Annotated in this window: 16 protein-coding genes; 4 read left to right on the forward strand and 12 right to left on the reverse strand. The window is 70.1% G+C overall.

Annotated elements, in window-relative coordinates; all coding sequences use genetic code 11:
- Positions 1 to 7 precede the first annotated feature (7 nt).
- On the reverse strand, positions 8 to 1,006 hold the full coding sequence (locus ASG53_RS00755) for an AAA family ATPase (RefSeq protein ID WP_056127146.1): 999 nt from the start codon (positions 1,004 to 1,006) through the stop codon (positions 8 to 10).
- A 195-nt stretch (positions 1,007 to 1,201) separates the two neighbouring features.
- On the opposite strand from ASG53_RS00755, the gene ASG53_RS00760 reads away from it, so the two are divergent.
- Positions 1,202 to 3,328 carry a bifunctional copper resistance protein CopD/cytochrome c oxidase assembly protein gene (locus ASG53_RS00760; RefSeq protein WP_056127148.1) on the forward strand — a complete coding sequence of 709 codons (2,127 nt, stop codon included), beginning with the start codon at positions 1,202 to 1,204 and terminating at the stop codon, positions 3,326 to 3,328.
- A 13-nt stretch (positions 3,329 to 3,341) separates the two neighbouring features.
- On the opposite strand, the gene ASG53_RS00765 is transcribed toward ASG53_RS00760, so the two are convergent.
- Both ASG53_RS00765 and ASG53_RS00770 read right to left on the reverse strand, forming a co-directional pair.
- A complete protein-coding gene (locus tag ASG53_RS00765) occupies positions 3,342 to 4,217 on the reverse strand; it encodes an aminoglycoside phosphotransferase family protein (protein WP_056127150.1) in 876 nt (291 codons plus the stop codon).
- Complete coding sequence (locus tag ASG53_RS00770; protein ID WP_056127152.1) at positions 4,214 to 5,944, reverse strand: sensor histidine kinase; 1,731 nt, start codon at positions 5,942 to 5,944, stop codon at positions 4,214 to 4,216. The genes ASG53_RS00765 and ASG53_RS00770 overlap by 4 nt, the downstream gene beginning before the upstream one ends.
- Before the next feature lie 141 nt (positions 5,945 to 6,085).
- Between ASG53_RS00770 and ASG53_RS00775 the strand changes: the two genes are divergently transcribed.
- Entirely contained in the window at positions 6,086 to 8,176 is a 2,091-nt protein-coding gene (locus ASG53_RS00775) for an alpha/beta fold hydrolase (RefSeq protein WP_056127154.1), read from the forward strand.
- 125 nt (positions 8,177 to 8,301) lie between these two features.
- On the opposite strand, the gene ASG53_RS00780 is transcribed toward ASG53_RS00775, so the two are convergent.
- The 4 genes from ASG53_RS00780 to ASG53_RS00795 form a co-directional block, all read right to left on the reverse strand.
- The gene (locus ASG53_RS00780; protein ID WP_056127155.1) at positions 8,302 to 9,369 is read right to left on the reverse strand and encodes a hypothetical protein; all 1,068 of its coding nucleotides are present in this window, start codon (positions 9,367 to 9,369) and stop codon (positions 8,302 to 8,304) included.
- Positions 9,366 to 10,037: an ATP-binding cassette domain-containing protein gene (locus ASG53_RS00785; RefSeq protein ID WP_156382618.1), complete on the reverse strand. Its 672-nt coding sequence runs from the start codon at positions 10,035 to 10,037 to the stop codon at positions 9,366 to 9,368. Before ASG53_RS00785 ends, ASG53_RS00780 begins: the two co-directional genes overlap by 4 nt.
- Positions 10,037 to 11,083 carry a peptidoglycan-binding domain-containing protein gene (locus tag ASG53_RS00790; protein ID WP_056127157.1) on the reverse strand — a complete coding sequence of 349 codons (1,047 nt, stop codon included), beginning with the start codon at positions 11,081 to 11,083 and terminating at the stop codon, positions 10,037 to 10,039. The genes ASG53_RS00785 and ASG53_RS00790 overlap by 1 nt, the downstream gene beginning before the upstream one ends.
- A gap of 83 nt (positions 11,084 to 11,166) precedes the next feature.
- Positions 11,167 to 11,832: a hypothetical protein gene (locus ASG53_RS00795; protein WP_156382619.1), complete on the reverse strand. Its 666-nt coding sequence runs from the start codon at positions 11,830 to 11,832 to the stop codon at positions 11,167 to 11,169.
- 254 nt (positions 11,833 to 12,086) lie between these two features.
- Between ASG53_RS00795 and ASG53_RS00800 the strand changes: the two genes are divergently transcribed.
- Both ASG53_RS00800 and ASG53_RS00805 read left to right on the forward strand, forming a co-directional pair.
- The gene (locus ASG53_RS00800) at positions 12,087 to 12,755 is read left to right on the forward strand and encodes a response regulator transcription factor (protein WP_056127161.1); all 669 of its coding nucleotides are present in this window, start codon (positions 12,087 to 12,089) and stop codon (positions 12,753 to 12,755) included.
- Positions 12,752 to 13,987 carry a sensor histidine kinase gene (locus ASG53_RS00805; RefSeq protein WP_056127163.1) on the forward strand — a complete coding sequence of 412 codons (1,236 nt, stop codon included), beginning with the start codon at positions 12,752 to 12,754 and terminating at the stop codon, positions 13,985 to 13,987. The genes ASG53_RS00800 and ASG53_RS00805 overlap by 4 nt, the downstream gene beginning before the upstream one ends.
- A gap of 74 nt (positions 13,988 to 14,061) precedes the next feature.
- Here the strand turns inward: ASG53_RS00805 and ASG53_RS00810 are convergent, their stop codons facing one another.
- The 5 genes from ASG53_RS00810 to ASG53_RS00830 all read right to left on the reverse strand — a co-directional run bounded on the left by ASG53_RS00810 (position 14,062) and on the right by ASG53_RS00830 (position 17,394).
- Entirely contained in the window at positions 14,062 to 14,367 is a 306-nt protein-coding gene (locus ASG53_RS00810) for a hypothetical protein (protein WP_156382620.1), read from the reverse strand.
- 272 nt (positions 14,368 to 14,639) lie between these two features.
- Complete coding sequence (locus tag ASG53_RS00815; RefSeq protein WP_056127167.1) at positions 14,640 to 15,245, reverse strand: GNAT family N-acetyltransferase; 606 nt, start codon at positions 15,243 to 15,245, stop codon at positions 14,640 to 14,642.
- 69 nt (positions 15,246 to 15,314) lie between these two features.
- The gene (locus ASG53_RS00820; RefSeq protein ID WP_082543687.1) at positions 15,315 to 15,722 is read right to left on the reverse strand and encodes a RidA family protein; all 408 of its coding nucleotides are present in this window, start codon (positions 15,720 to 15,722) and stop codon (positions 15,315 to 15,317) included.
- A 184-nt stretch (positions 15,723 to 15,906) separates the two neighbouring features.
- Positions 15,907 to 16,611, reverse strand: coding sequence for a DUF3800 domain-containing protein (locus ASG53_RS00825; protein ID WP_056127171.1), 705 nt, complete (start codon positions 16,609 to 16,611; stop codon positions 15,907 to 15,909).
- Between the two features lie 9 nt (positions 16,612 to 16,620).
- Positions 16,621 to 17,394 carry an alpha/beta fold hydrolase gene (locus ASG53_RS00830; RefSeq protein ID WP_056127173.1) on the reverse strand — a complete coding sequence of 258 codons (774 nt, stop codon included), beginning with the start codon at positions 17,392 to 17,394 and terminating at the stop codon, positions 16,621 to 16,623.
- Positions 17,395 to 17,441: the final 47 nt, after the last annotated feature.

Below are 17,441 nucleotides of genomic sequence, written 5' to 3' on the forward strand. Positions count from 1 at the left end.
AGAGGGCCTACGGGGTCGGGACTGCGTCGAAGATCGCGTCGATGAGCTGCTCCGGCTGCACGTTGTTCGCGAGGGCGTCGAAGGTGCGGACCAGACGGTGGCGCAGGACGGCGTGCCGGGTCGCCTTGACGTCGTCCGGGATGACAAAGCTGCGGCCCGACTGGATGGCGAGCGCCTGCGCGACGCGCATGAGCGCGATGCTGCCGCGGGGGCTCGCACCGACCCGCACGTGGGCCGCGAGCCCGGGGACCGGTCGCGGACCGCCGCAGCGGCTCGTGTTGATGACGTCGACGATGTAGCGCTTGATCGAGGTGTCGACGTACACGTCGTCGACGAGCCCCTGCAAGAACCTCACGTCGTCGAGGGAGACGGGCTCGGCGGTGATCGGCGCGCTCTGGCGGCCCGACGCGACCCGCTCGAGGATCTCGACCTCGTGCGAGGCCGCCGGGTAGGTGAGGACCTCCTTGACGAGGAACCTGTCCATCTGCGCCTCGGGGAGGACGTAGGTGCCCTCCTCCTCGATCGGGTTCTGCGTCGCGAGCACCATGAAGGGGTCGGGCAGCTTGTACTCGACGCCGCCGATCGAGGTCTGGCGCTCCTGCATCGCCTCGAGCATCGCGGACTGGGTCTTCGCGCTCGACCGGTTGATCTCGTCGAGCAGCACGAGGTTCGCGTGGACAGGCCCGAGCTGGGTGGTGAAGGAGCCCTCGCCGTAGTTGTAGATCTGCGTGCCGACGATGTCGTTCGGCATGAGGTCCGGCGTGCACTGGATGCGGTGGAAGCTGCCGCCGACCGACGCCGCGAGGGTCTCGGCCGCCGTCGTCTTCGCCAGGCCCGGCACAGACTCGAGCAAGATGTGCCCGCCCGTGATGAGCGTGCTGACGAGCGCCGTGCGCAGCGACTCCTGCCCGACGACCTTCTGGTCGAAGACCGTCGCGACCCTGTGCAGCAGGGTCGAGGCCTTGTCGAGGTCAGCGGGGGTGATGCCGCCTTCACCTGCACTCATGGGGTGACGCCTTTCGTCGGGAGCGGCCTTCAGTATGCCAGCGGGAGGTGCTCTGGGCGGGTCCGCGCGATGGACCGCGCTCCCCATGCTCAGGTACCCATAGGAGCCGCGCGAACCCTGTGCAGGAGCGTCCTCGTCCACAGCACCGGCTCCCGCCGGTCCGTCGCTCTCAGCCGCCCGAACTACCCTGGAGACGTGACCGCAGGACAGCAGGACCGCACCCGGGCGCAGCGCCCCTCCACCCACCGCCCGACCTCCTCGCGCGGTGCGCAGGACGCTGCCCAGGTGGTCCCCGCAGCCCCCAGGTCGCTGACCTGGACCCTTCCCCTCGCCGTGCTCGTCGCGATCGTCGCCCTCGCCCTCGGCGGGGTGTTCTCCGCGGCCTTCGCCTCACAGCTCCTGCAGGACCCCGGGCCCGTCGTCCGGTGGGGCCTGCCGCTCACCACGGTCCTCACCGAGCTGTCGCTCGCCGTGACCCTCGGGTCCCTGATGCTCGCGGTCTTCGTCGTGCGACCCGGCCGCCCGCTCGACACCGCACTGAGCACGGCCGGAGCCGCAGCAGGCGTGTGGGCGGTCTGCGCCCTCGCCCGCGTGGTGCTCACAGGTGCCAACACCGTCGGCCTGACCCTCTCCGCCGAGGGCTTCGGCGAACAGCTCGGCGTGTACCTCACGCAGATCCCCTCGGGGCGGGCGCTGCTCGCGATCGCGCTCATCGTGGCGGTCGTCGCCGTCCTCGCGCTGCTCGTCACCACACCGACAGGCGCTGCCTGGACCCTCGTGCTCGCCCTCGTGCCGCTCGTCATCCAGTCGCTCATGGGGCACGCCTCAGGCTCGACCAGCCACGAGCTGGCCGTGTCCTCGATGTTCATGCACCTCGTCGGGGCCGGTCTGTGGATCGGCATGCTCGCCTCGATCGCGCTGCTGCGGGTGCGCCGGGCTCTCGACGGCGAGGCGCTCGCGGTCACCGTCTCGAGGTTCTCGCCGGTCGCGTCCTGGTGCTTCGTGCTCGTCGCCCTCTCCGGCCTCGTCAACGCCGCGGTGCGGCTCGGCGGTGTCTCCGGGCTGAGCACCGACTACGGGGTGCTGGTCCTGACCAAGACCGCCCTGTTCCTGGTGCTCGGCGGTTTCGGGTGGGCGCACAGGCAGTGGGTCGTCGGACGCCTCGGTGCTGTCACGGCCGTCGGTGCGACGGCGACGACGGCCGCCCGTGCGGCCGACACCACCCCCGCCTCGCCGAAGACCACGGGTCTCTTCTGGCGCCTGGCCTGCGCCGAGCTGCTCGTCATGGGCGCCGTGAGCGGTGTCGCCGTGGCTCTCGGTGGCACGAACCCGCCCGACGACAACGCCCCGCCGACCGACCCCAGCCCCGCCTACCTCATCACCGGGCACGAGCTCCCGCCCGAGCCCACGGTCGCGCGCTGGTTCACCGAGTGGCGCTGGGACGTGCTGCTCGGCTTCGCGTGCGTCGCCGGGCTGGTCGTCTACCTGCGCTGGGTCCTGCGGCTGCGCAGGCGCGGCGACGCGTGGTCGGTCTGGCGCACCCTCTCGTGGGTGGTCGGCATGCTCGTGATGTTCTGGGTGACCAACGGCGGGCCAGTCGTCTACGGCGCGGTCCTGTTCAGCGCCCACATGCTCCAGCACATGGTCCTGGCGATGGTCGTGCCGATCTTCTTGGTCAGCGCCGCACCCATGACGCTCGCGCTGCGCGCGCTGCCGGCCCGCAAGGACGGCACCCGGGGACCCCGCGAGTGGCTGCTGATCATCATCCACTCGCACTACGGACGGTTCTTCGCGCACCCGATCGTCGCCGCGCTGAACTTCGCAGGGTCGATGGTGATCTTCTACTACACCCCGGCCTTCGAGTACGCGCTCTCGACGCACATCGGGCACATCCTCATGACCGTGCACTTCACGATGGCCGGCTACTTCTTCGCGAACGCGCTCATCGGCATCGACCCGGGGCCCTCGCGCCCGCCGCACGCGCAGCGGCTCCTGCTGCTGCTCGCGACCATGGCCTTCCACGCCTTCTTCGGCGTGACGCTCATGAGCGGCGAGATCCTCATGGTGCCCGAGTGGTTCGGCCTCATGGGGCGCCCGTGGGGCGAGAGCGCGATCGCCGACCAGCAGACCGGCGGTGGCATCGCCTGGGGTGTCGGCGAGATCCCGACGGTCCTGCTCGCGGTCTTCGTCGCGCTGTCGTGGTCGCGTGACGACGACCGTGTCGCCAAGCGCCGCGACCGCAAGGTCGACCGTGACGGCGACGTCGAGATGGACGAGTACAACCAGATGCTCGCCAAGCTCGCCGACCGCGACGGGCGCTGACGGGGATGGTGGCTCACCGCGCAGGGTGCTGACCGTCTCGGAGCAGCTGCTCGGCGGCGCGACCGACCGTGAGGACCGCCGTGGCGCTCGGGCTCGGCCCGTCAGGCCCTGTGCCCTCGCCCGTGTGCCAGACGTACGACAGCCCCGTCCACGCGACCACCCAGCGCAGCAGGCGGTCGCGGTCCAGGTCAGCCGCAGCGGAGATCACCTCGACCTGACGCTCGAGGCGCCCGGGGCTCACCGCGACCTCGGGCGTGGGGTTGCAGACGGTGTTGGCGTAGTCGAAGCCGCGCTCGCCGACGAGTCCCTTGGGGTCGATCACGCGCCACCGTGCGGACTGCACTGTGCCGGTGTCCAGGACGTTGCCGTGGTGCAGGTCGCCGTGCAGGAGGGTCTCGTCCCACGGGTCGGCCAGCAGCTCCCGCGCGGTGACCGCGCTGCGGTGGAGGAAGCCCCGGAGGGTGCCCTCGACCGCCAGCAGGTCGCGGAACCATCGGTCGAGCGGGACGACACCCGGTGGGCGGTCCGGCTCGGCCGCGTCGACGGCGTGCAGGGTGCGGGCGACCTCGCACAGCACCTCGGTCGCGTGCGCGTCGTCGCGCTCCCACCCGGGCGTGCCGAGACCCGTCGCCACGGGGATCGCGAGCGACCTCGGGCCGACGGCGCGCTCGAGCAGCACGGCGGTGTCGTCGTGCTCGAGGACGCGCACAGCGCCCCGGCCCGCCCACCAGGCCATGACGCCACCGCCCCGACGCTCCTCGTCGACGTGGGCGACCTTGAGCATCGCGCGCTCGTCGCCGCGGCGGACAGGCATGAGCACGCTGGACGGGGTCTCGACGGGCCGCCCGTCCTGGACGAGGCCCCACAGGTCGAGATACGTGGCCGTCATCCTGCCGGCGAAGGACCGGCCTGCGGGGGACCTGCGAGCGGGAGCCGCACCTCGAAGGTGCTGCCCTGCCCGAGCGACGAGTCGACGACGATCGTGCCGCCGTGCCCCTCCACGATCGCCTTGCAGATCACCAGCCCGAGCCCGACACCCGGGATCGCAGCCCTGCGCGCCGACTCCGCGCGGAAGAACTTCGCGAACAGCGACCTCACGTCGCTCTCGCTCATGCCGATCCCGGTGTCCCGGACCCGCAGTGACGTGTGGTCGCTGTGGGCGGTCACGTCGATCTCGACGGTCCCACCACGCGGGGTGTACTTGAGGGCGTTCGAGAACAGGTTGTCCAGGACCTGGGTGATCCGTGCCCTGTCGAGCAGCTGCTCGGGCGTGGGCCGGACATCGACGCGCAGCGCGACCCCGCGGGCCCGCGCCCTGTCGGCCACACCGTCGACCGACTGCTGGGTGATCTCGTCGAGCCGGCCGGCCGTCATGCGCAGCGCGAGGGTGCCCGAGGTGTGCTGGGCCGTGGTGAGCAGGTCGGAGACGAGGGCGAGCAGCCGCGAGGCGTTGCGGGCCACCACCTCGATCTGCCCGTGGACCTCGTCGGGCAGGTCGTACTCCCCGTCTTCGTGCCCCTCCTCGATGAGCTCCAGATACCCGATGATCGAGGTCAGCGGCGTGCGGAGCTCGTGGGAGACGGTCGAGACGAAGTCGTCCTTGACCTGCATGGCCGACACCAGGTCGGTGATGTCGGTGTTGGCGACCACGGCACCCCAGACCTCTCCGGCCCCGTCGAAGATCGCCTGCGAGGTGGCGAGCAGCGCCCGCTGCGTCGACCTCTCGTGACCGAACCACAAGAAGGCCGCGGTGACCATCTCGCCCTCGCGCGCCAGGGCTGAGGGCATCCGCTCGGGCGGGACCAGGGTGGTCCGGTCCGAGTCGTAGACGGCCCAGGGGCTGTCCGGGGTCTGGGGCCGGGCGAGCTCCATGAGCTCTTGCTGCCTGCGGTTCGTGATGAGCACACCACCCTCGGCGTCGACGACCAGCACGCCTGTGTCGATGGTGTTGAGGACGGTCTCGAGCAGCAGCGAGGTCGTCTGGCTCGACCGGAGCGTCTCGGTCAGCCGGGCGCGCTCCTGCTCGAGCAGCTCTTCCTGCCTGTAGCGGTACTCGGTGAGCAGGGCCGCGACCCCCGCGACCGCCCCGACGATGAAGGGCAGCACGAAGGTGTGCAACCAGAAGCTCAGGTCGAGCGCCGCACCGTCGACCACGTCCGGCACGACCACCACGGCGAGGGTCGCCAGCACCGCGGCGGCGACCCCTGGCCACAGGCGTTCGAAGGCCAGCCAGAGCGAGGGGAACAGGACGAGCACCTCGAGGACGGAGTACTGCAGGCCCGGGGCGAAGGACAGCAGCGCGACGACCACGAAGTCCGCCCCTGCGACCAGTGCCAGCCCGAGGGTCGTGTCGGGCAGCCACGGCGAGAAGGCACTGGCGCTCGCGACCGCCGCGAGGACCAGCCCGGCGACGAAGGTCCCGCTGACGAAGAGGTCGCGGTCGAAGGCGAAGACCAGCGCGGCGACCACCACGACTGCTACGGCGAACCCCGACTGGTATGCCGCCGTCGTCCGGCGGCGGTCGACGCCGACTGCGGTGTCGAGACGCGCCGCGAGCCCCGAGAGTCGCGGCGCAGACCTCGCCCGTACGTCGTCGTGCGTGCTGCCAACCGTCACGCTGCCCCCTGGTGAGCGCTTGGCGAGCCCCTGGTGAGGTTCTGTCCTCGGAGTGTAGGACGTGACGGGCATCCCAGCCAGGTGTGACGCGGGCGACACTTCACAGCCCCTCTCGGGCGGCCTCCGTGATAGGAACGACGGGTGACCACACACGACGCTCACCACGCACCGGACCAGCCCGCCCCGTTCACGGACCTCGACCAGTACGTCGCCCTGCCGCGCGTCGGCGGTCTCGTGCTCTCCCACGACGGCACGCGCCTCGTCACCTCGGTGTCGACGCTCTCGACCGACAGCACCGCGTACACGACAGCGCTCTGGGAGGTCGACCCCAGCGGGCAGCAGCCCGCCCGTCGCCTGACCCGTTCCGCGAAGGGCGAGGGCGGTGCGATCTTCACCCCCTCGGGCGACCTGCTCTTCACCTCCGGCCGGCCCGACCCGCAGTCCGACGACGACGCGACGACAGCCCTCTGGCTGCTGCCCGCCACGTGCGGTGAGGCTCGGGTCGTCGCCTCCCGCGCCGGCGGTGTGGGCAGCCCGCTGACCGCGCGCGACGCGTCGACCGTCGTGCTCACCGGAGGTGTCCTGCCGTCGGCACGCGACGAAGAGCACGACGCCGAGCTGCGCGCCGCCCGTTCCAAGAAGAAGGTGTCGGCGATCCTGCACACCGGGTACCCGGTCCGGCACTGGGACCACGACCTCGGCCCCTCCGACCCGCACCTCTTCGCCGCAGACCTCGCCGAGCTCGACGGCGCTGCCGCTCCCGCGGACCCGCGGCTCTCGCTCCGCGACCTCACCCACGACGTCAAGACCGCGCTGCGCGAGACCTCCGCGGTGCTCTCGCCCGACGGCACGACTGTCGTCACCACCATCAACGTCCCCGAGCCGCGCGGCGCCGAGCGGACTGTCCTCGCCGCCGTCGACGTCGCCACCGGCAGCCGCCGGATCCTCGTCGACGACGGAGCCTCCGAGGCGCACGGGCCGAAGGTCTCGCCCGACAACCGCACTGTGGCCTTCGTCCAGCAGAGCCGCAGCTCCGGGCACGAGGCGCCGCGCGTCACGCTCGCCCTCGTCGACCTCGCCGGGGGCGACGTCCGCCCGCTCGCGACGGGGTGGGACCGCTGGCCCGGGTCGGTCACCTGGCTGCCCGACGGCAGCGGGCTGCTCGTCACAGCCGACTCCGACGGCCGCGGCCCGGTGTTCCACGTGACCCTCGACGGGACCGTCACCCAGGTCACCGCCGACGACGCGACCTTCACCGACGTCCAGGTGTCCCCGGATGGCCAGACCGTCTACGCGCTGCGCGTCAGCTACCTCGAGCCGTCGACCCCCGTGTCGATCGACCTCGCTGCGGCCCGCTCGAGCGGTGCACCCGTCACCTCCGTGACGCTCCAGGGCCCGACGACGGCCCCGGCGCTCCCCGGGACGCTCACCGAGGTCGAGACGACCGTCGAGGACGGCTCGCGCGTCCGCGCCTTCCTCGCGCTGCCCGAGGGCGCCGGGCCCGACAGCCCCGCACCTCTCGTCCTGTGGATCCACGGCGGCCCGCTCAACTCGTGGAACGCGTGGAGCTGGCGATGGAACCCGTGGATCCTCGTAGCCCAGGGCTACGCCGTCTTGCTGCCCGACCCTGCCCTGTCGACGGGCTACGGGCAGGACTTCATCCAGCGCGGGTGGGGCGCCTGGGGCGCTGCGCCGTACACGGACCTCATGGCGATCACCGACGTCGCGGAGGCCCGCGACGACATCGACGAGACCCGCACGGCCGCGATGGGCGGGTCCTTCGGCGGGTACATGGCCAACTGGGTCGCCGGGCACACCGACAGGTTCAAGGCGATCGTCACGCACGCGAGCCTGTGGGCCCTCGACCAGTTCGGCCCGACGACAGACCACTCCTTCTACTGGGAGCGGGAGATGACCGAAGAGATGGCGCGCGAGAACTCCCCGCACCTCTCGGTCGAGAAGATCGTCACGCCCATGCTCGTCGTCCACGGCGACAAGGACTACCGCGTGCCCATCGGCGAGGGCCTGCGCCTCTGGTACGAGCTCCTCGCGAAGTCCGGGCTGCCCGCCGACGAGAACGGCGAGTCCGAGCACAGGTTCCTGTACTTCCCCGACGAGAACCACTGGGTGCTGACCCCGCAGAACGCCATCGTCTGGTACGAGGTCGTGCTGGCCTTCCTGGCCGAGAAGGTGCTGGGCGAGCAGCGAGAGCTGCCGTCGACGCTGGGGTGAGGGTGGCTCTCGCTGGATGACCACGACTGCGCGAGAGGCAGGCCAGATCTCTCCGGACGGGTGCTCGACCACGGCGGGGCTGTCGCAGACGCGGCAGCCCCACCGTCCTCGCGCGGGAGGTCGGGTCACCGGTCCTTGAAGTACCTGAAGAGGTGGCTCTCCCTGACGAGGGCGATCGAGGCCGCCGACCCCAGGAGTGCGCTCGCCGCGGCGGCGCAGACCGCTCGGAGCCCGGTCGTTGCGGGCACGAGCCCGCCGTCCACAGACATGCTGCGTGCGGTGAGCAGCAGCGTGACCGCTGCGACCAGAGCGCCGACTCCGCTCCACACGAGAGTCTCGAGGAAGCAGACGGCGGCAGACGCGGCTCTCGACTGCCCGGCGTGCAGTGCCCCGGCGTGCTCGAGGCGGCGCAGACGCACGCTGGTCACGGCGATGAAGAACCCTGCGACGGTACCGACCGGGAGGATGTGCCGCGTGGAGCGGTCGAGGTACTCGGTGTGTCCTTCGAAGCTCGTCCCGAAGTTCCGGTTGACCTGCCCCACCGTCACGGCGCTGTCGGCCGGCGCCCCTGGGGCCGCTGCGAACCGGAGGAGGTCGTCGGTCTCCTCCGAGGTCGGCCAGACCGCCACCCAGCACTCGTCGAACCTCTCCTGGGTGACGTCGGGGACGAGGACCGCAGAGGCGAGGCGGCTGTCGCGCCCGTCGTCGGGCCAGGCGAAGATCCCGCTGATCGTCAGCGGACCTCGTGCGGTGTCCAGGTTCGTCCCAAGGTCTGCATGCAGGGTCTGGGCCAGAGTCTCGGAGATCCACACGCCCGAGGCCTGCGCGGGGTCGAGACCGAGGACCGCCGCGAACGACGGCGTGACGCTGAACGCTGGCAGGGGTGCTCGAGGGAGTGCAGTGGTGGTGATCGGCGTCGCGCCGGCAAGGGCGCCGGTGGCGCGCACGGTGCTCACGTCGCCCAGTGCCGCGCAGCTCAGCGGATCGACGAGCGCCTCGATGCTGACGGTGCGGATGGCTGCGCCGCTGCCCAGGTACTGCCCGGCCTTCTCCTGGAGGGAACGGACCGTCACGATGTCTGCGACCCCGAGCAGGACCGTCACAGCGACCAGGAGCGTGGACAGGAGGAGGGCTCGTGACGTCCCAGAGCGGAGGTTGCGCCACGCCTCGCTGATGACGGCAGAGGCTCTCATGACGCAGCGTCTGCGTACGTCGGCATGTCGATCACCCGGGTGCACGCGGCACGGGTGTCCGGGTCGTGCGTGGCGATCACGACGATGGACCCGCTCGCTGCGATGTTGGAGAGTGCAGCGTTGACGGTGTGGGCCGTGCGGGTGTCCAGCTGAGCTGTCGGCTCGTCGACGAGCAGCAGGTCGGGGGCCACGGTGACGGCCCGAGCCAGCATGAGTCGTTGTGCCTCCCCTCCCGAGAGCGCTCTGAACGGTCTTTCGACGACGTCGTCGAGGCCGAAGAGCCTGAGCGTCGCACCCGCGGCAGACTCTGCTTCTCGTCGGGCGTAGCCCCGAGCCAGCAGAGGGAAGGTGACGTGGTCGAGCGCGCTCCGACGCGCCACCCCGTAGGGGTTCTGGAAGACCCACCCCGTCCGGGTGATCCCCGTGCGGATGAGGGTGCCGACGACGGGGGACTCCCAGCCCGCCAGGATCGACAAGAGCGTCGACTTCCCGCAGCCGGAGGGGCCGCAGACCCCGAGGACCTCCCCGGGGCGCAGGTCGAACGACACGTCGGTGAAGAGCATGGACGTCCCCGCGAACCTGTGCCCCAGGGACTCGGCGCTCAGGCGGGCTGTCGTGGCGTCCGGCAGGTCCGCCGGGACGGAGGACGACTGTCGAGAGCCTGCCATCACCGACATCCCGCGGCGGTGATCCCCGGGCCGACGCGCACCGTCGGTGGTGGCGCGGTGTCCCCGACGAGCCCGACCAGGGTCGACCCGAGCGCAGCCCCCAGGACCGTGACCCGGATCGGCGTGTCAACAGACTGGATGCATGCGTCGTCCCCGTCGATCGCGAACAGCGCTGTCGGGGGGACCTTGAGTGCGGAGAGCGGCTCGGTCAACGAGAGCGTCGCGACCGGGTGCTGGGGTTCCTCTTCGCCCTGGAGGCCTGCGTAGTCGCTCGTGGAGGCTATCGCCGCGATGAACTCCGGTGCCGTCGCCCGGACAGGATCGGCAAGCGTCGTGCTGTGCCCCCAGAGCGTCAGCGTGCGCTCGCCCGGCGTCAGCGAGACCGGCGCGCTGGCCAGTGTGACGGCGGTGAGCTGCCCGGGGACGGTCCCGCAGGGGTCTCCTGCGGCGAGGGTCGAGCCCAGGGTGGCATCCCACCCGGTCGTGGTGACCGACTCGGCCGGGAGCCAGACGACCCCGGTGAGTGCGAGCGTGCTGTCCGGTCTGCTCAGGCCGACCGACTCTTTCAGCTGCCGGACCGCGCGTGAGGTCCCCGGACCGTAGCTGCCGTCCGGGGTGACGGCATATCCCAGTCTCGCGAGCTCTTCCTGGAGGGACCGGACGTCGCTGCCGCGCATCCCCTGGGAGAGATCGCGGTGCAGCGGGACACCCGTGTGCAGTGCCAGCAGGGGCAGACCGGCGACCTCGAGCGGTGAGGAGCCGGAGGTGATCGTCCCACCCGCGCTCGTGCTCAGCGCCGTGACCACCCCGGAGGCACTGACGGTCAACGGTGTCTCGTCCGACACCGCGAGCGACACCTCGACGCTGCGGCGGTCGTCGAACTCTACGAGCTGTGTGGCGGCCTCGGTGGGTGTCGAGGCTGCGCGGAGAGCCTCGGGCGGCTCGTCTGTGACGAGCAGGGTCGCCGCGAGAGCGCCGCCAGCGACGGCCGTCACGAGAGCGAAGGTGAAGAAGGTCCCGGAACGACGGGGACGGTCTCGTGTCACGAGGTCGTCCGCCCTCGTCTGCAGGCCCCGAGGTAGGCGCGACCGGTCGGCACGCTGATTCCCTTGATCATCACGCCCCCTGGCTACTGCACGGCGATCGAGTAGCCAGCAGAGGACAGGCAGGCGTTGGCGGCGGGGTCTGAGACGTCGAAGCTGGCCTCCGGCGGAATCTCGAGGTCGCGGTCGAGGTCATCGACCGTGTACGACGCGTCGACGATCCCACCCTCGAGGAGGCAGCTCACGGCGACCGCGCGAGAGTCTGAGAGCAGGTCGGGGTTGACCTGCTGCTGGTTGAACAAGGCCTCGATGAGCATGATGGTGCCTGTGGCGCACCCGGTCGCCTGCTCGGCGTACCTGTCGGCCGCCTCCTGCGAGTCGAGCAGAGGTGGCGTGACCTGGTTGACGCCGCTGGGCAGCTTTGTCCAGGTCTCCGTGTACCCGAGGTCGGAGACGCACTGCTGGTACCTGGTGAAGGCCTCGTCGTAGTCGGCCTGGGGGATCGTCCCGGTCTCGGCGGCCCGCTCGAGGACGTCACGCTCGAACTCCGAGACGGTGTCGCTGTCCAGGTACTGGGCGAACAGCTCGGTCATGCTCCCTGCGAGCACCTCGTCGCCGGTCGACCTGGGCTGCTCGTCCGTCGTGCCTGTGCCCCCGCCCGTCGGGTCATCGCCGCACCCAGCCAGGACCGAGACGGTCAGGGTGAGGGAGGCCAGCATCACGCTGAGTCTCCGGGCTGTCGTGGTCCTCATGTCGTCGTCCTTCCCCTGGTCACCGCCTGCCAGAGGTCCCGGCACGGTCGACGCCACAGGCAGGTCTACCCAACGCCGCGTTAGCCCGGTATGAGATAGTTCCTCACGTGTGCCTCACGTGTGGGGCGCGACGATCGTGCAGGTGCAGGTGCAGGTGCAGGTGCAGGTGCAGGTGCAGGTGCGGGCCGTCCCGGCAGGGGGCGTGACGGACCTCTGAGACGGTGCGGACCTGCTGCGCCGGAAGGGTGTGGTTCATGACGCGGCTGCTGCTCGTCGAAGACGACCGTGACCTGGCGGACACGCTCACAGACGCGTTGCGCGTCGACGGGTTCCGTGTCGACGCCGTCCATGACGGCGCCCTCGCGCTGCCTGCTGCCCTCGACGGGCCCTACGACGTCGTCATCCTGGACCGAGACCTCCCGGGGATGCACGGCGACGCCGTCTGCCGGGCGTTGGTGGCTCGGCGCGCGACGGTCAAGATCCTCATGCTCACGGCGGCGAGCGGGCTCTACGACCGGGTGGGTGGGCTCGACCTCGGGGCCGATGACTACCTCACCAAGCCCTTCGCATACCCGGAACTGGTCGCCAGGCTGCGGGCGCTCTCTCGCCGCAGCGACCACGCCGCGTCGTCCATCATCGCCCACGGGGGCGCGCGGCTGGACTGCTCACGACGCACGTTGGAGGTCGACGGGCTGCCGATCGCCCTGACGCTCAAAGAGATCGACGTCCTCGAGGCCCTGATGCGGGAGAGCGGCGGCTCGCTCAGTACCGAGCGCCTCTTGAGGACAGCCTGGGACAACCCTTTCGAGCGGACTCACGGGGCGGTCCGGGTCGTGATCCACTCGCTGCGCAAGAAGCTCGGAGAGGCCGTCCGGATCGAGCACAGCCCGGGTCGCGGCTACTACATCGCGGTCCCGGCGTGAGGGTCGGTGCTCGGCTGGGGCGCGCCTTCTGGGGATTCCGGGGGAAGCTGGCGCTCTCGATCGCTGCGACCTTCATCGTCCTGGGAGCATGCCTCATCGCGGTCCAGGTCGCCATCCTCTCGCAGAGCATCGCCAGCACGATCGACGTCAGCATCGGTGAGCCGGTAGATGTAGAGGCACCGGTCGTCCTGCCGGACCCTACGAGCCTGAAGGACACGGTCGAGTGCGTCACGACCGTCGAGACCTCCGACTGCCAGGTCGAGGTCTCCGACGAGACGTCGAGCTACGGACGTCTCGTCGCCTCCGACGTCATGGACAGCTACATCACGTGGACGTTGGTCCTCCTCGTGGTCTTCGCGGTCGTGTCGGCCGCCCTGTCCTGGCGTCTCACTCGCAGTCCGGCGAGGAAGATCAACGACGTGGCCCAGCTCGCAGAGCAGATCTCGGAGCGAGACCTGTCACAGCGCATCGCTCTCACGGGCCCACGTGACGAGATCACCCGTTTGGCGGACCAGGTCGACACTATGCTCGCGCGGCTCGAAGGAGCCTTCGTGAGCCAGGAGCAGTTTGTCGCCAACGCCTCTCACGAGCTGCGGACGCCGATCACGTCGGTGCGCGCCGCGCTCGAGGCTCCTCTGACCCAAGGTCGTGTGCCGCCCGACCTTCAGCCCTACGTCCACAGGGCGCTGCGGTCGGTCCGACGGATGGACGACCTGATCGCCGCCCTCCTGCTGATCGCGCGGAGTCGGCATCTCGACGCAGATCAGCGGAGCCGCGTCGACCTGGCGATGTGCGTACGGGACGAGCTGGAGGCGATCCAGGTCCTCGCGCAGGCCCGTGGGCTCCGGGTCGAGTGCTCGGGGATCGAGGAGTCGGTCTTCGTCGAGGTGAGTGCAGGGGCGATCACCATCGCTGTGGGCAACATCCTGCGGAACGCTGTCCAGCACAATCGCGACGACGGATGGATCTCTGTCGAGCTCCGCGTGCTCGGAGATCAAGTGGTGCTGGCTGTTGGCAACTCGGGCCCCGTGTACTCCACGGACGAGGTGGCTGGCCTGACAGAAGCCTTCAACCGCGGCGGGCAGACCCGTCTCGCCGGTACGCTGGGAACCGGTCTGGGTCTGACGATCGTCGAGAGCATTGCTGCGGCTCACGACGCGGTGCTCGTGGTCGAGCCGGGATACGTGGACGGTCTGGTCGTCCGTTTGACGTTGCAGGCCTGCTCATCATGACGTGCGACGCCAGAGCCTGGTCGTATTGCTTGACGGGCGGGTCCGTCGGGCTCTGGCGACGCACGGTCCTGGTGCTAGCGGAACCCAACCGCGGCAGCGTAGCTGGAAGACGTGCCGGAGTCGGCGTAGGCCGAGGATCCGCTCAGTGTCCACACCGTCCAGCCTGCGACGCGGCTTCCGTGCTGCGCATAGGAACGCCCGAGCGTCCCGTTGTTGGTGGCGGTGGATGCCGACGAGTAGTCGGATGCGGCGTGCAGCTTGCCCGTACCTGCTGCGGTCGCTGGCGCGGCGATCGCCATACCTCCCACGAGGATCGACGCCCCAATGACGCCTGACGCCAGTCGAGCCGCCAGTCTGTGGTTCTTTCCAAACTCCTTCATGATCTTTCCCCTTACATTGGGCAGGATTATCCCTGCCGGTGACCCCCGTGACGAGGGATGAAGAGAGAATATGGCGAAAGTCGCCGTATTGACCATAGGTGATTAAATCGCCCACCTAGGACAGTCCTCGTAGGTGCTGCGCCACACGAGGTTCTGACGGGAGTGCTGAATCATGCCGGCCGGCGTGATGACTTCTCAGGCTTGGCCTTGAAGCACGATGCGGCAAGGTCTAGTGCCTCCGGGCGAACGGGCGTTCGGTCCTTCGGTGCTGCTCAGCTCGCCCGCAGCATCGACCACACCGTCGGGCCGCCGGGGACCTCGACGACGTTGGTGACCGCAAAACCGAGGCGTTCGTAGAACACGACGTTGCGCTCATCGCTCGTCTGGAGGGTGCACGAGGCCATCGACTCCTCGAGGTCCGCGAGGCCGGCATCGATCACGGAAGACCCCAGACCGGCGCCTCGGTGGTCCGGGTGCACGCCGACAGTCGCGAGGACCCAGGCCTGCGAGCAGACCTCGCGGGTGTCCTCGGGGATCTCGGTGGCGCGGGCCGCGACAGCGGCGTCGGCCGCAGCCTGACGGGCGAGCCCGTCGTCGCCCTGGAGCGCGGCGATGCGCTCCATGACGTCCTCGGGCAGCTCAGGCAGGACGGGCGGGAGGAACGCTGCGACGGCGGTCACCTCGTCGTCGACCCACACGGTGCCGTGCGGCAGGGCCACGTGCTCGACGTAGAGCCTCTGCAGCTCCGCGACACGGGCCTCGTGGTCGGGCTCGGAGACCGTCCAGCGTGTCCAGGGGTAGTCGCTGAACGCTGCTCCGAGCGTGCTGGCTATTCGGGGGAGGTCGTCGCGCGTGGCGCGCCTGGCCGGAGAGTTCACCGGACCACCGTACGTGAGGGCCCTGGGGTGCGGCACGCCGGGCAGAGGGTGCCCGGCGTGCCACCGGGGTCAGTCGAGGACGGCCGCGACGGCCTCGATCTCCACGAGCTGGTCGTCGTAGCCGAGGACCGTCACGCCGAGCAGGGTGCTCGGGACGTCGTGGTCGCCGAACGCATCTCGGACGACCTCCCACGCGGCCACGAGATCGGCCTGCGTGCTCGACGCCACCAGGACACGGGTGCTGATGACGTCGGTGATCGTCGCCCCTGCTTCTGCGAGGGCGATCTTCATGTTCTCGACGCACTTCGCGGCCTGCGCCGCGTAGTCGCCCACGCCGGCCGTCGAGCCGTCGGCCTCGAGCGGGCACGACCCGGCGAGGAAGATCAGACGCGCCTCGGCCGGGGCCGTCGCCGCGTAGGCGTACTCGGCGGTGTCGGAGAGGGTGCTGGAACGGACGAGGGTCACTGCCTGGGGCACGGGTCCACCTTCGGTAGATCTTGGCTGGTCAGGGGCCATCCTCGCAGGTGAGATGACGCGACCGCCTCGTTGTCGCTCAGGCCACTGGCGTATCGAGGTTCGCGTGAGTACGCTGGAGGTGCAGGACGTCGGAAGACCTCCCGCACTGCCTTGGGCCCCGTCTACGGATGGGGCCTTCGTGCGTTCAGGGGACCCATGTCGAGGCGACTGCGACCGCAGGTTGGATCTCTGCCCAGACCGTGTCGGTTGCGGCCTGGGCTCTCGCATCAGGTTCTGAGTGGGTCCTGCGCCGGCGGTAGAGGTAGGTCACGAGGTCAGCAGCCTGGAGCAGGCGTGAGTAGTGCGACGGTGCGAAGTGGATCGTGTCTCGGACTCTGTCGAGTCTCCGGCTCTTGTAGCCGGGCGTACCCCACGACCTGTAGTCCCGGAAGTTGCTCCTGTGGCGGTCTTGGGAGTGGATCTCGTCCGCCACCACGAGGATGTGCTCGTCCTCGTCTTGTGCCAGAGCATCGAGGGACTCGAGGAGATGCGCCAGGACTACTTCGTGAGGTGGGAACGGTGTGGCGTACCGAGCCCTGTGTCGCTCGGAATCCATACCGCGGACGACGTATCGGGCACCTGATTCCCGCACGACCTTCATCGCACGCCTGAAGATGGCGATCCTGGCGCGGACAGGGACCCCGTCCCACCCGTCCTGGCCGTGGAAAATCTCCTTGCCGTGCAGCTCGACGTCGGGGGCGACCGGCGCGGCGCCTGACCGTCGGAACTCCTCGACAAGGCGGTCCAGACCGTCCTCGATCGCCTTGGCCTGGGCGCCCGAGCTGATGACGAGAGCCCCTAGGTAGAAGTAGCTGGACGTATACGACTCATCTACGTATCCCAGGAGCATCAGCGCATACTACGCCTTTTCCAGGGCAGGCCGTATATCGGTCCGCGCCGCCGTCGCGATCTCCCGTGCGAGCTCGGCAGGCTTGGAGAACATCGGCCAGTGCCCCGTCGGCAGGTCGACGTAGGTCGCCTGGAGGCTGCCGAGCTCGGTGTGGAAGGGCGGGCCGGGGGTCGCCATCTGGCGCAGCATCTCCGACGGCAGGCTCGTGCAGATCACCGTGACGGGGACGTCGAGGCGGGCCGGGTCGGTGAGGTGGACCGTCCCTGTCGCGACACCTGCCGGGTGCGGCACGGCGCGGGCCCGGAACTGTGCGAGCCCTGCCTCGTCGATCCCGTCGACGCTCGACCCCTCCGCGGCCAGCTCCTCCCACGTGGGCAGCGGCAGCTCGACGGTCTCCTCGGGCAGCCCGGGGCGCAGCGAGGCTCCGTCGACGAGAGGCCCGGAGTCCACGTACACGACCCTGCGGATCCGCGAGGGGTCCCTGTCGACGACCTCGTGGACCACGGCCCCGGCGCCGCTGTGCCCGACGAGCACCACCTCGCCCTCGAGCGGCGCCACGGCGTCGAGCACAGCACGGACGTGGTCGTCGTGGGTGATGCCGGAGCGGTCTGTCGCGACGTCGTCCAGCCCGGGGAGAGTCACGGCGTGCGGGGTCAGGCCGTCGGCCTGCAGGTGCGGGACGACGTCGTCCCAGGCCCACCCCCCGAGCCAGAAACCGGGGACGAGGACGACGTGGACGGGGTGGACGGGGTGCGTGTGCGGGAGCGAGGCGTGATCAGTCATGAGACCAGCCTCGCAAGCGTCTGGTGACACCTGTCTGTCACCATTGT

The organism is Sanguibacter sp. Leaf3 (assembly GCF_001425965.1).
GTDB lineage: Bacteria > Actinomycetota > Actinomycetes > Actinomycetales > Cellulomonadaceae > Sanguibacter > Sanguibacter inulinus.